Source organism: Pantoea sp. (assembly GCF_028283705.1).
In the GTDB taxonomy this organism is placed as follows: domain Bacteria; phylum Pseudomonadota; class Gammaproteobacteria; order Enterobacterales; family Enterobacteriaceae; genus Pantoea.
On record NZ_JAPWKD010000032.1, the window covers coordinates 460,852 to 475,411 of the forward strand.

The following is a 14,560-nucleotide window of genomic DNA, read 5'->3' on the forward strand; positions in this document are numbered from 1 at the left end:
TATGCCGATACATCAATGCGTTAACCTGCTGTCAGATCGCATCATCCGGCAGGTTCAGGTCACGCCCGCGGGTTTCCGGTGCCACAAAGGTGGTGAGAAAACCGATGGTCGCCATTGCCGTGAAGTAGACGGCAATGGCCCACCAGTGTCCGGTAAACGACAGCAGCGCAGCCGCAACCAGCGGTGCAGTGCCTCCTGAAAGGATAGACCCCAGCTCCTTCGCCACCGCCATCTTGGTGTAACGATGTTTAACGCCAAACATCTCGACCCCCCAGGCCGCCTGTACGCCAAAGATGCCGAGTGATGCCAGTGCCATACCGACCACCATCACCGGAATCACTACTGCCGGTTCACGGCTGTCGAGCAGATGGAAAGCAGGCCAGGCGTAAAACATCAGCAGCAGACAGAAACCGCGATAGGTGATGCGGCGACCAAAGCGGTCGGAGAGCCAGCCAGCAAAAGGAATGATCAGGAAGCCAAGAATGGATGCGATAAATACCGCCGTGGTGGGCACCGATTTGTCGACCATCAGCACTTTCGCCACATAGCCAACGATAAAGCCCTGCGCCAGATAGGAAGGACCGTTTTCGCCGATACGCAGGCCGACCATGGTCCAGAAGGCACGGCTGCGCTGCCAGAAACTCCGCGTGTCTGCCGGTAGCGGACTTGCCAGCTGGGCATGACGCTGCGCATTCAGCTCAGCTTGCTGGCGTTCAAATACCGGGGTTTCACGCAGATGGCGACGCAGCCACAGTGCCACCAACGCAATCAGTACGCTGCTGAGGAAAGGAATACGCCAGCCCCAGGCGAGCAGGCTTTGCTGGTCCATCTGCACCACCGCCAGCCATACCAGCGAAGCGATCAGCGTACCGCTGTTAGAACCGAGCGCAATCACCGATGACACCAATCCACGGCGTTCAACCGGCGCATATTCGCCCAGCATCACCGTGCCACCAGAGAGTTCAGCCCCGGCTCCCAGCCCTTGGGTAAAGCGCAGCAGCACCAGGCAGGCGGGTGCCCACAGGCCAATACTGGCGTAAGAAGGGATAAAACCGATCAGCGTGGTAGAGGCTCCCATCAGAATGATGGTGGTGATCATAACCACTTTGCGTCCTTTGCGATCGCCTATCCAGCCAAACAGCAAGGCACCAATCGGACGGGCAATAAAACCCACCGACCAGGTGGCAAAACTGGAGAGCAGCGCCATCGTCGGACTGGCTTCGGGGAAGAACACATCGCCAAAAATGATACCGGCGGCAAGGCCATAGAGTGCGAAATCCGCATACTCCATCGCTGTACCCAGCCAGCAGGATAAGGTGGCACGCCAGAAATCTTTGCGGCCAGCAGAGGTTGCCAGCCGCTCATCAGCAGCCGAAGAAGAAGACAGTGCGCGTTGTTGCGAAACGGAGTGATGTACCGTCATAACCATTTCCCTGATAGATGAAGATCAATCAAACGCCCTTCCCTGGGTAGGTTCCCTTGCAACAAGCGGAACGCCCCGGTGGCGACGTTTGGTGGGCAAACCTGGATGAAAGGTCAGTAAAGGATTCCCTGGTGTTGGAATTCTCTTATTCGCCAGGCTTTGCCGATGTTTTTTTCACCGATCGCATTAATAAGGCAAATGTAACTGCGTCATCTCAAGGCCAACTTTTTCCGTGGCACCGTGAGCTATCACTGTGTAATTAGTCTATCTACGCGCGTAGATAAATCAAGTGATCTTAGCAAAAATAATTAATTTATCTTTACTATTTCTCAGGGATTAAGGATAAAAATGGCGTCAATTCATGACATTACATTCAATGCGCGAGAGCAAAAAAACGTCAAAAATGCACTTAATTGACGATTTTTACTTATCATTAGCAAAGTGGCGACTGAACCTGCATCGCGCTTCTTGTCGCATATTTCAGTTAAGGTTTAATGACAAATGCGAATTTGTCTTAAATCCTGCCGACCTGACAGGTCCTGCGGAATCTGCATTACACTGGAGAAAATCATTCAGGAGCGTTATGACCATCATCCTTATGCGACACGGTAAACCCGACCATCCGGTGAGCGGGCGCTTTACGGCGCGCGCGCTGGCCGACTGGTGCGAAGGTTATGATCAGGCTGATATCTGCGATTCACCGCCACCGCGCAGCCAGGCGATTGCCAGCCTCGCCAACGTGATCGCTTCCAGCCCGCTGCCGCGTGCACGCTCGTCGCTGGCGCGGCTGGGATTACAGCCCCATGCGGTAGATGCAGTATTTAGCGAGGTCGCCATCCCCCTGCTGCCGTTCGAGCGATTACATCTGCCGCTTAACGTCTGGCTGGCGCTGCTACGCCTGCTGTGGTTGTGTGGCTACGCCGGACATGTGGAATCGGTGCAACGTGCCCGTCTGCGCGCCTGCCAGGCGGCGGACAAGCTGATCGCCCTGGCGGATAGCGGCACCGTGTTGCTGGTTGGCCACGGCATTATGAATAAGTTGATTGCCCGCGAACTGCGTAAGCGCGGCTGGCAGGCCGAAAAACATGCCAGCAGCCGTCACTGGAGCAGTGCCATTTATCACCGACCGTTTATTTAAGGCCAGGGCCGTTACAAAAACCACAGGGTTGATACCTCACCTGACACGGGATTTTTAATTTCCTCGCATTCTGTCAGGTGGGAAATCTATTTTATTAGGAACAATCTTAATCCAATTTTAATTAAATCAACCTGCATTAATTGATCTATTTCACACTCATTTTTTCAGCAGCGGTTCATTCATTTTCCGGTTTATCTGAAAAAGGAAAAAAACGATAGCCTCACACGCCTGAATGTTTTATTAAGCAAGTGTAGTATTTTATACACAGCCGTGAGGAAACCAGAGCGCTCCAGGCGCCAGCATCAGGGAAACCCCAACCACTATAATCACAATAATCAGGTGCACCATGACAACTAAACGCCTACAACCTGCCCGTATGCTGTGGCAAAACTGGCAAAAAATTGCCTTTACCAGCCAGATGTTACTGCAAAAAAAGCAGCTTAATACCGTACCCGCACCGGAATACGATCCGAGCGAAGAGGATAATGTGGTGTTAATTTCCGGTAAGAAAGATCTGCCGGAAATACCAAAAATAGTCTGGATGTATTGGGAAGATGAATATTTGCCAGCATCGATGATGTTAAATATTCAAAAAATCCGTAAGGATAATCCTGATCACCAGGTGCACCTGTTACATCGTCAAAACGTTGATGAAGTGCTGCCGGATTTTGTCTTTACTTCCTCTGAATTATCCCTGCAACAAAAGAGTGAAGCGATTCGGCTGGAATTATTGTTGCGCTACGGCGGTATCAGCATTGATTGCAGCACCTTGCTGTTTGAAGATCTCAGCTGGGTACATCGTGTGCATCAGGAGCAGCGCATGGATGTGATTGGCTTCTATTGTGAAGTCTCAACCATGAATTATCTTTCACCGGTAATGGAAAACTGGTTTATTGCCGCCGCCGCCAATAATCCCTATATCCGTGAGTGGCAAAAGCAGTATGCACCGATTAAACATCTCGGCGGGCCACGTTTCTTCGCTGAGCTGAATAAACGTGATGACTATTATCTGCTGACACAAAAAATTGCCGAGCCGGAGCAGCAATTATGTTCCCTGGCCCAGCAGGCCGCGATGCGTGAATACCGCCGGGCAAATGTCTATTTGCGCAAAGGCCAGGCCAATGCGTACTTCTATCAGCGCCTGAGCGGGTGGAATAGCGCCGCCTTTGCCCGGTCGGTACTCTTTCAGCAGCGTCCACACAACCCGCCGCCGGTGATCAAACTGAGCGGTCTTGAGCGCCTGCACCTCGACTTTAATCTGCGTCTGGGTAACTACAATCGTACCAGCCTGTTGGGCGAGCTGATGCAACCGCATGCGCCAGTCACGCTGACGCCCCCTTCAGCCATCAACAAAGTGCGCGCGTAGCCAGTGAATAAAGGTGGTGACCGCCCGTGGTACCTGAGCCGCATAAGGGCGCACCACCCACAAACGATCGGCAAACGCATCCACCGACTGCCACTGCGGCAGCACCTGCTGCAATGTACCGGCGGCCAGCGCCGCGCTGGCGCTAAAATCCGGTAACATAGCAATCCCTAAGCCCTGCAACGCAGCATCACGGATCGATTCGCTGTTGTTGGTGGCAAAATTCCCCTGAATTCTGACCTGTACGGTTTCACTGGCATCGCTGCGCTGGCGAAATCGCCACTGAGGCGACTCAAGCCCGCGCGGGTAATACAGGCAGTTATGTTGCTGCAATGCCTGTGGGGCTGCTGGCATACCGTACTCCGCCAGATAAGCGGGCGATGCCACCAGCAAGGTATGGGTTTCACACAGCGGCAGCGCGACATGGGTTTCCGGCAATTGCTGGCTATGGCGAATCGCCAGATCGAACCCCTCACTACCGAGCGATACCAGCCGATCAGTCACATCCAGCTGTAAACGCACCTGCGGGTATTCCCGCAAAAAATCGCCGATAATCGGCACCAGCTGCTGGCGGGCAAAGGCCACAGGGGCGCTAACGCGCACCAGCCCGCGCACCGGACCGGCTTCATCACGCACGCTGAAAAAACTTTGCTCAATACGCGCAAAGGGATCGCGTAACTCCTCCACCAGCTTTTCCCCGGCAGAAGTGAGGCGCACGCTGCGTGTAGTGCGCAGCACCAGCGCTACTCCCGCCATCTCTTCCAGTTCTTTAATCTTTTGGCTCATCGCCGCCTTGCTAACGTCGAGGCGTTCGGCCGCACGGGTAAAACTCCCCAGTTCGGCCAGCACCGTGAGCCAGTGCAGATGCACCCAAAGTGCGTCGGTTTTTATCTCTTTCATCATTATTGTTCAAAATAATAAATAATCATTTCAGGCAGCGCGCTTTTTCTTTGCCGCGGCACGCGGCAGCATAGCCCCACATCCTACTCTTTTCATGTGAGCAAAAACGAGGGTTTAATCATGCCGCTACTCCAGTTTGATGTTATTCAGGGCCGTTCTGAATCAGAATTACGTACACTGCTGGATGCCGCTCACCGCGCCGTCTTAACCGCGTTTAACGTCCCGGCACGCGATCGTTATCAGATTGTTCACGAAAATAAAAGATACCAAATGATTTTCCAGGACACTGGCCTCGGCTTTGAACGCAGTGACAACCTGGTGATGGTGCGGGTGTACACCAGCCCAAGAAGTGAAGAACAGAAAACGCTGTTCATGGCAGAGTTAGCACGCGAGTTGCAGGAAAACTGTGGCGTGCAGGGTAACGACCTGATGATCAGCTTTATTACGAATAACAAAGGTGACTGGAGTTTTGCCGATGGCGAAGCACAGTATCTGACTGGCAAACTCTGATCCTCATCCCCGCTCCCCTGCTGGCAGCAACCCTATGCTGCCAGCCCAAACCATAGCCCGCCTAAACCCGCTTTAAACAAATTCAAATCAGCCGCACAAATCTGACTGGTCATGTTGCAGCCATGTGACAGCCAATATAGATTGACGCGAAAACCCCCGCAGAGGGTCGTTACGCACGGAATGCGTATTCAATTAGCCTGAGGATCTGAATCTTGTCCGAACTCATATCGGTTGTACTTTTTTTGGCTGCAATCGCAGTCTATTCCTACAAAGCCGGGCGAAATAAGTTCTGGTTTGTATTGATTTTGGTTTTGCTTACCCTGTTTATCGTGCTGAATACCACGCTGTATGCCAGCAACTATTTTACCGGTGACGGCATCAATGACGCGGTACTCTATACCCTGACCAACAGCCTGACTGGTGCGGGTATCAGCAAATACGTGGTGCCTGCCATCGGGCTTATCATTGCGCTGTTTTTGCTGTTCTGCCTGCTCTCCTGGCTATTGCGCCGCCGTAAACAGCAGCATCATCTTGGCTGGAGTCTGCTGGCTATCGCCTGCGCTGCGGGTTCGGTACAAACCACCCCGGCATTTCGTCAGGTCAAAGATTTGATCGTCTCCCATAACCGCCAGGCGGATTCTGACTTCGAGACCTATTACAAAACACCCAAGTCGGTCATTGCCGAGCCAAAGCTCAACCTGGTCTACATCTATGGCGAAAGTCTGGAACGGACTTACTTTAATGAACAAACTTTTCCAGGTCTTGCTCCCGAACTAAGCCGGGAAAAAGATCAAAGCCTGGATTTCAGCAACACCGAGCAACTGCCAGGCACTGATTACACCATTGCCGGGATGGTCGGCTCACAGTGTGGTATCCCGCTGTTTGCGCCATTCCAGGATAACGCTTCCGCAGCGCTCTCCAGTTTCTTCCCGCAGAATGTTTGCCTCGGCGATATCCTGAAAAATTCAGGCTATGAGAACTGGTTTATTCAGGGGGCGGATTTACGCTTCGCCGGTAAAGACACCTTCCTGAAATCACATGGTTTTGACCCGGCCCATATGTACGGTGCGCAGGAACTGAAAGACCGTGTGACCGATCCCAACTATCGTAATAACTGGGGTTATTACGATGACACCGTGATGGATGAGGTATTTAAAAAGTTTGAGGAGTTGTCAAGCCAGCAAAAACGCTTCGCACTTTTTACCCTGACGGTTGATACACACCACCCGGATGGCTTTATTTCCCGCACCTGTGAACATAAAAGCTATAGCTATGACGGTAAACCTAACCAGTCTTTCAGCGCCGTTGCCTGTTCGCAGGAACATGTGGCACGCCTGATTGCACGCATCAAAGCCTCACCCTGGTTTAAGAACACCATCATTGTGGTGACGTCTGATCACCTGGCTATGAACAATACCGCCCATCAATATCTGATCAAGCAACCTCGTCATGACCTGTTTATGGTGATTCGTGGCGATCAACCTGAGGCCAAAGTGATCGACGGTAAACGGAGTACGCTGGATAACGGTGCCACCGTGCTGGATATTCTCGGCGGCGATAAGGCCATTGGCCTGGGTCGTAGTGGCCTCAGCAGCCCTTCATTGTCTGCCCAGTTTGATAACATGGCGCAGAAGGTGCTGGCGTGGAAACCGGATATCATTCAGCTGTGGAATTTCCCCAGCAAGCTTGATGCTTTCACCATCGATCAGCAGAAAGGGACCTTTAGTTTCTCCGGAACCACCTTCAGGCTGCCCATTCTCTTCCGTGTCAGTGATAAACGCGTAGAGCCACTGCCAGAAGGCGAATATTCCGCCCCGCTGCGCTATCAACTGGCGGACTTTGCCGCTGCCGATAAGTTTGTCTGGGTTGACCGCTGCTTTAAGATGGCGCGTCTGTGGCAGCCGCAGTTGGCGCTGTCCGGCGATCTTTGTGTCGCGATGGGGCAAATGGGGGGCCAGCCGAGCGTGACCCGTATCGATAAGCCGGTGTGGAAAGGCAAAGCCACCTTCCCGCAAACCTCGCTGAGCGACGCGCAGTATCAGCAAAACGAGCAGCAAATTCGTATCGAAGACAACGCTATCCGCTACAGCGCCGACAGCTTTATGCTCAACGTGCCCGGAGCACCGCTAAGCGTAAAAAGTTTTACCGGTATTTCGCGCCCGGAACTGTGGGGACGCTGGTCCAACGCCAATCTGGCCCCTGAGGTCAACATTGAATATGTTGACCCGTTACCTGGCCGTTTTGATGTGGTGATCACCGCGCGCGCCTTTGGCCCGAATGCCCATCGGCCGATCCCGGTGCGGGTCGGTGATCAACAGCAGGACATCACCCTGGGGGACGATGTATCGACTACGACCCTGCATTTCACCAATCCCGGTGGCAGCCATAATTTAATTATCTCACCGCCGGAACCGCAGCTGTCCAATGTGGGGAATATCATCGGCCAGGACCCACGTAAATTAGGCATCGGCATGGTGGATATTAAAATCATTCCTCAGCCACAGAGTTAAATTGAATTATGTCATTTCTCAACCAGGGATGACATAATGTTTCAACTACAATCATAATATATATTTCGGATCATCACGGTGCGCCCTGCACCGTACTTCCGCTATTTCAGGTAAATCATCCTGCGTCAGAAAGTTTATTTAGCATCATTCATCAAGCCAAAAACCAATTATTCAGCCATTCGCCACCCGCGTTTTTTTCATAAAAAAACAATCACGCTAATAAAATAATTTTGGCACGCGATATGCTTTATCTCCCTGCCACAACATTTAATAAGCAAAACTGAAATCCATTCAGATAAACACATCACAGGGGCATTATATGGCGTCAAGTGGACTGAAACAGAAATTGGGGCTGGTCGATCTGTCGTTACTTGGCATTGGATCGATGATCGGATCCGGCTGGCTGTATGCGGCGCTAAACAGTTCCGGTTATGCAGGCAGTAACACCGGTTGGGCATGGGTGTTAGGGGCGGTCATTGTGCTGATGATCGGCCTGGTCTACGCCGAGCTATCATCGGCTCTGCCACGGGCGGGTGGCTTTGTACGCTATCCCAACTATTCCCATGGCAACATCGTCGGCTTTGTTATTGGCGTCAGCTCACTGCTGGCCTACACCAGTACTGCCGGGGTTGAAGTGGAAGCGGTTCGGCAATACGCCATCTACTGGTGGCCCGCGCTCGGCCATGCTGACGGCAGCCCAACCGGACTCGGTTTTGCCGTACAGATTGGCCTGCTGGTGGCATTTTTCCTGCTTAACTACTGGAGCGTCAGCTTCTTTGGTCGTGTAAATACCATTGTGACCACTTTCAAATTCATCGTGCCGCTGCTGACCATCGGCACGCTGCTGCTTTATTTCCATGCACCCAACCTCGATGTTCCACCGGCTCCCCCAGGCGGCGCGCATGGCGTGTTCAGCTCGCTGACCGGCGCAGGTATCGTGTTTGCCTACCTCGGTTTTCGTCAGGCGGTGGATTTCGCCAGTGAAGCCAAAAACCCGCAGCGCAACGTACCGCTGGCTATTGGTATCGCGATTGCCGTCAGTTTCGTGATTTATCTGGCACTGCAATACGCCTTTATGGGTGCGGTGCCCACAGATTTACTGTCGCAACATGGCTGGGCTGGCCTGAAGCAGGTGTTCCAGTCTCCTTATGCTGACCTGGCGCGCAGCCTTGGCCTGACCTGGCTGATTAACCTGATCCTGATTGATGCGGTGATCTCACCAGCCGGGACCGGCAACATCTACCTGGCCGGTGCCGCACGCGTGCTGTTTGCCTGGGCGCGCAATGGCCATCTGTTCAAGGTGTTTGGCGAAGTGGATGCGAAATCCGGCGTACCGCGTGGCGCGTTGTGGTTATCGCTGCTGCTGGCTATCGTCTGGACGCTGCCATCAGAGTTCCAGGTGTGGGGTGGTCTGATTGGCGCAGTGACCTCGGCGACCGTGTTCACCTATATGCCCGGTCCGGTAACGCTGGGCGCCTTCCGTAATCATCTGCCAGATATGCAGCGCCCATTCCGCTTGCCGGTCGCCGCCATTCTCAGCCCGCTGGCGTTTGTTGCCAGTACCCTGCTGATTTACTGGAGTGGCTGGTCGGTGAATGAAATCCTCATCCCGATACTGATTATTGCCTGGATTGGTTACGCCATTTTTGGCAAGAAAAACAGCCAGTTCAGCCGTGATTTACAATGCGCCTGGTGGCTGCTGGCCTATTACATTGCGGTGATGGTGATTTCCCTGCTGGGTACTTACGGTGGCAGTGGGGTGATTAGCGCGCCACTGGATATGGTCCTGGTGATTGTCGCCTCACTGGTTTGCTATTTCTGGGGAGTGAAAGCCAGCCTGTCAGTTCCCGCCATCACCGATGAAGAGGATGAAACGCCGTCATCCGGCAATAGCGTCAGCGGCAAATACGCACACAATTAATCCTTTCCCGCCTGCACTTCGGTGCAGGCCAACCCTGCCTCACATCGCGTTACTCGTTGTACTAATTGATTTTTTTCGAGACGACGCGCAAAATAAACATCGTTGCATAGCGTAATTATCACAACCTGGTTAGTTTCCTCCGCACAAGGAAACGGATCAGGGAGAACATGGATGACACTGGCGATGATGAACACCCATAAAGCATACAAATCTCTGCAGCAGGCAGGCGTGGAAGAACGGCAGGCAGAAGTGCTGGTCGAGATCTTTGCCGAAATGCAGCAGGAACATTCACTGACGAAGGCCGACCTCGCCCAGGCAATGGAGGGCGTGGTGCAGGGGCAGCAGGCCCTCAATCAACGCGTTGACCGATTAGAAGAGCGCGTTGACCTGTTTGAAAAAAACGTCAATGAACGCTTCGATCAGGTCGATAAACGTTTCATACAGATTGATAAACGTTTCGAACAGGTTGATAAACGTTTTGAGCAGGTGGACAAACGTTTCGACCAGGTCGATAAACGCTTCGATAAAATTGACGCACGGTTTGAAAAAACGGATGGCCAGATTCATACCCTACATCTGGACATCATCGGTATGAAGAAAGAACTGCAATGGCTGAAGCGGGTGATGATGGCGGCCACCTGTGCCGTGGTGCTTGCCGCCAGCAAATATATCTTTATCAGCTAGCCTGACGCAGCGCTTCCAGCCGGTTGCGCTGCGTACCTTCAGGGGTAAAGTTATCCGCCGCCAGCCAGCGTACAAATCCCTGTTTCACCTGCGGCCACTCACTATCAATAATGGAAAACCAGCAGGTATCCCGGCTGCGGCCTTTGTAGACGATGGCCTGACGGAAAATCCCTTCAGACTGGAAGCCCAGCCGCAGTGCCGCCTTGCGTGAGGGTTGATTACAGCTATCACATTTCCACTCATAACGGCGGTAACCCAGTTGCTCAAACGCATAACGCATCAGTAAAAAATGCGCTTCGGTCGCCATACGTGTTTGCTTCAGCAAGGGGGAAAACGCCACATGCCCGATTTCAAGCACACCATGATTGGGTTCGATACGCATCAGCGCCAGCGTACCCACAGCCCGGTTGGTTTGCCGGTCAATCACCGCAAAATGCATCGGATCGCGTCCATTCTCGATCTGACGCGCATAAGACAGATAAGCCTCTTCAGTGGCAAAAGGTTCTGCAAACATATAAGTCCAGTCCCGGCCATCCCCGGTTTGCGCATAGGCGGCATATAACTCCTGGCCATGCCGTTCCGCATTGAGCGGTTCGATACGGCAATAGTCACCGGTAAAAGTCGTAAATTCCGGCCACGGGCGCGGCTGCCAGTCTGGCAACGCAAAACCCACCGGTTGTCCGTAAGCATTGGTGTTTTGAGACATGATATTTTCCTTGTCGCTGGATGAGGTGTGAACAGCAGATTGCCACTTTGCTGGCTCGTTAAAAAGCACCATAATCAGACTTATTGATAGATCCACGCGAGCGCAGCATGAACACCTTTGATCTCAGCACCCTGCTGCTGGCCCCATTGCGTTGCGATGATGCCTTAACCCTGCAACAACAGCTTTTTCAGCGCATCCGCCAGGCGATTCTGGCCGGTAAGCTGCCGGCAGGGACACGCCTGCCCGCCACGCGTCAGCTGGCGGCGGAACTACAGGTTTCGCGTAACACGGTCATTGCCGTCTGGGCGCAGCTACAGGCAGAAGGTTTTCTCACCAGCGATCGCCAGGGCAGCCGTGTCAGTCCCATCGCACAGTTACCGCAGCCCTCCCCTGACCCGGCAAACGCCGCAGAAATAAGGGTGGCCTCACGCGTGACACAGTTGCGTTCCTCTCACCGTACCCTGAACCAGGAGATGGCACTGCGACCCGGTATCCCCGCGTTATCACACTTCCCTCTGGCCCAGTGGCGGCGAGCTTTCAATCGCGTGATGCTGCATCAACCGCAGGCCCTGATGGGCTACGGTGATCCTCTCGGCGAGCGAACATTGCGTGAGGCGCTGGCACAGCATCTCGCTCTGGCGCGAGGTGTACGCTGCACGCCCGAGCAAATTGTTATCACTGAAGGGGCACAACAGGCCCTGTCATTGTGCGTACTGTTGCTGAGTAATCCGGGTGAGACTGGCTGGGTAGAAGAACCGGGCTATCGTGGGGCCAAAGCCGCCATGCGCGCGGGTGATATGCGTATCGAACCGGTCGCCGTTGATGCCCAGGGGCTGGCACCACAACCCGAGGACTGGCAGCAGCGCCCGCCACGTCTGATCTACACCACACCGACCCACCAGTATCCCACCGGCGTGGTAATGAGTGCCTCACGCCGTCTGACGCTACTGGCTGCCGCTACAAAGCATCAGGCGTGGATCATTGAGGACGACTACGACAGCGATTTTCGTTACAGCGGCGAACCGATTGCAGCGATGCAAGGTATGGCTTCGCAGACACCGGTCATCTACGTAGGATCGTTCAGTAAAACCCTGTTTCCTGCCCTGCGTCTGGGTTTTATGGTGCTGCCCGCACAGCTGGTCCCCCATTTACGCCCGGCGCTGCATGAACTGCTGCGTGGCGGCAACCGTCCGGAGCAGCAGGCGCTGGCGCACTTCCTGCGCAGTGGCGATTTCAGCCGTCACCTGAGCAAAATGCGCCGTCTGTATCGCCAACGCCAGGCCACCCTTCGTGCAGCCTTGATGCAACAATTCGGCGCGAAGGTGCCGTTACTCGGCGGAGAATGTGGGATGCATCTGGTGATGCAGCTACCAGCATCCCTCGCGGATATCACGCTGGTCGATCAACTGATAAAAACGGGTTATGCACCGGGTGCGTTATCGGGGTTTTATCTGGGGGAGGAGAAACAGCAGGGACTGGTGCTGGGATATGGCAACACCAGCACCAGTCAGATTGGCAATGCAGTGGCGCAGTTAGCGCGCTTACTTAGCCTTTGAAGAAGATATCACCTGATTTTGCCATCACGATTTTACCGGTATCGTCGGTAATCAGGATGTAGTTGGCGTTGATATACGCCCAATGGGTATTTTCCTGCGGAGCCGGCAGATGACGCGGCTGCCATTCAGCAATAATGTAGGATTTACCACGATACTGATCCGGCACCACATCGCCGACTTTGTATTCTTTATAGTCGATGACGATGGTGGTCAGATCGTAATTATTCGGTGCTGCGGGTTGTGCCGCATTGTCCTGCGGCTGTGCTGGGGCGGCGGCCGCCGGAGCGTCGGTAACCGGAGTCTGGACCTGCGCGTCCGGTGCGGTTTGTTCCACCTGCGGTGGCGTGGGTACGTTATCAGTTTGCTCGCCTTCGGCCAGCGCGGCGGGCGTCAGGGTTAACGAGCCCAGAAAAAGTCCTGCAGAAAGAAGTACAGCGTGAGTCCTGCGCATGGTGATTTCCACTCTGGTTGATTATTACCGGTTCAATGTACTGACAAGTGCAGAACGCGGAAGGTTCCCCGGTGCGTTTTGCACCCCGCAACCTGCGCGTCAAATTTCGCCCGACAGCATACAACAGCCAATGCGCTTTTCCGCTAAGCAAAATTGCAAGCAACCATGTTACATCAGGGCTGGCGATCCTTGTGCGCCAAATCCCTGAGCAAGGCAATGCCAAGGTAGTTGCTCCAGTTAAACGCATTTTGCAGCACCACAATCGCGTTGCCGTTGTGCTGATCAAACCCGATAAAGCTGGAATACCCACCGATATAACCGACCTGATAAGTGATTTTCTGCTCACCATAATGATCGGTAACCCAGGCAATATTCTGCGACTGGTTGCCATGCTGCTGGTAATCCTGCCCGACCTGCGTGAAAGCCTGGTTAATCGCCTGATCGGGTGTCGCGCTAAGATGCGCGTCGAGATAACGGATCAGATCACGCGCGTTACTGTACAAACTGGCTGCCGCCATCATGTTGTTGTTAAATTGCCAGTCCGGTGCCAGCTGTCCACGGGCAATCAACTTCGGCTGGTCACCCGCGTGACCCAACGCTCGCCAGGGGAAATTACGCAGCGTTGCTGCTTCGAAACTGCTGCTGGTCATCCCCAGCGGGATAAACAGATTGCGTTGCGCGAGGCTTTCAATGTTCTGATGGAAACGATGTTGCAGAATGTAGCCAAGCAACGCGTAGCCGAGATTGGAATATTGTGCCGCCGGGTGGCTGGGGGCGCGAAAATCGGCCAGATACTCCAGCACCGCATCGCTGTCGAGGTTGCCATAGAAATTTTCACCGCTGGCAAGATAACGCATGAATTTGATCAACATCGGCAAATCCATATTCTGACGCGGCAGACCGGATGTATGCGTCACCAGCTGAAGCAACGTAATGCGTCTGGCATCGGCGCTGAGCGATACCGAGGCAGGTAGCAAAGTCGCCAGCGTATCATTCCAGTGCAGTTCGCCACGATTGACCAGCTCGATGATCACTTCGGCCGTCATCCCCTTACTCAGCGATCCAAGCGCAAACAAGGTATCCGGGGTGATCGGATAGCGATGCACCGCATCAGTGATGCCAAAGCTGTAAAACTGCGGCGCACCTCGTTGATGGATAATGGCAATGCTGATGCCGGAAACCTGCTTCTGCTGCATGTAATGCCGCACCATATCATCGACATTTTCATGGAAGGTGGCGTGCGAAAGATAAACGTCGTCACTCACCGGGGCAGACGTTTGCGACAGAGTGCCACAGGCACTGAGCAACACCGCCATCACCAGTAGCGTGAACAGCCTCATCACAAAGCCATCTCAGAGATAAAAGGGAAGATCACAGGTATTTTTAAGTCAAATTAAC

12 protein-coding genes are annotated in these 14,560 nt (G+C 53.6%); 7 read left to right on the plus strand and 5 right to left on the minus strand.

Annotation, left to right across the window (positions count from 1 at the left end):
- Positions 1-31 precede the first annotated feature (31 nt).
- A complete protein-coding gene (locus tag PW844_RS25115; RefSeq protein ID WP_299457618.1) occupies positions 32-1,423 on the minus strand; it encodes an MFS transporter in 1,392 nt (463 codons plus the stop codon).
- A gap of 583 nt (positions 1,424-2,006) precedes the next feature.
- Between PW844_RS25115 and PW844_RS25120 the strand changes: the two genes are divergently transcribed.
- Positions 2,007-2,561 carry a histidine phosphatase family protein gene (locus PW844_RS25120; RefSeq protein ID WP_299457619.1) on the plus strand — a complete coding sequence of 185 codons (555 nt, stop codon included), beginning with the start codon at positions 2,007-2,009 and terminating at the stop codon, positions 2,559-2,561.
- A 346-nt stretch (positions 2,562-2,907) separates the two neighbouring features.
- Entirely contained in the window at positions 2,908-3,927 is a 1,020-nt protein-coding gene (locus PW844_RS25125; protein WP_299457621.1) for a capsular polysaccharide synthesis protein, read from the plus strand.
- On the opposite strand, the gene PW844_RS25130 is transcribed toward PW844_RS25125, so the two are convergent.
- Positions 3,901-4,824 carry a LysR family transcriptional regulator gene (locus PW844_RS25130; RefSeq protein WP_299458319.1) on the minus strand — a complete coding sequence of 308 codons (924 nt, stop codon included), beginning with the start codon at positions 4,822-4,824 and terminating at the stop codon, positions 3,901-3,903. The genes PW844_RS25125 and PW844_RS25130 overlap by 27 nt on opposite strands.
- 120 nt (positions 4,825-4,944) lie before the next feature.
- Between PW844_RS25130 and PW844_RS25135 the strand changes: the two genes are divergently transcribed.
- The 4 genes from PW844_RS25135 to PW844_RS25150 all read left to right on the plus strand — a co-directional run bounded on the left by PW844_RS25135 (position 4,945) and on the right by PW844_RS25150 (position 10,449).
- Positions 4,945-5,334: a tautomerase family protein gene (locus PW844_RS25135; RefSeq protein WP_299457624.1), complete on the plus strand. Its 390-nt coding sequence runs from the start codon at positions 4,945-4,947 to the stop codon at positions 5,332-5,334.
- A 212-nt stretch (positions 5,335-5,546) separates the two neighbouring features.
- Positions 5,547-7,844: a phosphatidylglycerol--membrane-oligosaccharide glycerophosphotransferase gene (opgB, locus tag PW844_RS25140; protein ID WP_299457627.1), complete on the plus strand. Its 2,298-nt coding sequence runs from the start codon at positions 5,547-5,549 to the stop codon at positions 7,842-7,844.
- A 319-nt stretch (positions 7,845-8,163) separates the two neighbouring features.
- Positions 8,164-9,765 carry an APC family permease gene (locus PW844_RS25145; RefSeq protein WP_299457629.1) on the plus strand — a complete coding sequence of 534 codons (1,602 nt, stop codon included), beginning with the start codon at positions 8,164-8,166 and terminating at the stop codon, positions 9,763-9,765.
- A 171-nt stretch (positions 9,766-9,936) separates the two neighbouring features.
- The gene (locus PW844_RS25150; RefSeq protein ID WP_299457632.1) at positions 9,937-10,449 is read left to right on the plus strand and encodes a hypothetical protein; all 513 of its coding nucleotides are present in this window, start codon (positions 9,937-9,939) and stop codon (positions 10,447-10,449) included.
- Here the strand turns inward: PW844_RS25150 and PW844_RS25155 are convergent.
- The gene (locus PW844_RS25155; protein WP_299457635.1) at positions 10,442-11,155 is read right to left on the minus strand and encodes a GNAT family protein; all 714 of its coding nucleotides are present in this window, start codon (positions 11,153-11,155) and stop codon (positions 10,442-10,444) included. The two genes, PW844_RS25150 and PW844_RS25155, sit on opposite strands and share 8 nt — an antisense overlap.
- A 107-nt stretch (positions 11,156-11,262) precedes the next feature.
- Between PW844_RS25155 and PW844_RS25160 the strand changes: the two genes are divergently transcribed.
- Positions 11,263-12,711, plus strand: a complete 1,449-nt coding sequence (locus PW844_RS25160) for a PLP-dependent aminotransferase family protein (protein ID WP_299457638.1) — start codon at positions 11,263-11,265, stop codon at positions 12,709-12,711.
- On the opposite strand, the gene PW844_RS25165 is transcribed toward PW844_RS25160, so the two are convergent.
- Positions 12,701-13,162 (minus strand): RcnB family protein, encoded by a 462-nt coding sequence (locus PW844_RS25165; RefSeq protein WP_299457640.1) that lies wholly within the window; start codon positions 13,160-13,162, stop codon positions 12,701-12,703. The genes PW844_RS25160 and PW844_RS25165 overlap by 11 nt on opposite strands.
- 173 nt (positions 13,163-13,335) lie before the next feature.
- Positions 13,336-14,502: a serine hydrolase gene (locus PW844_RS25170; protein ID WP_299458322.1), complete on the minus strand. Its 1,167-nt coding sequence runs from the start codon at positions 14,500-14,502 to the stop codon at positions 13,336-13,338.
- Positions 14,503-14,560 lie beyond the last annotated feature (58 nt).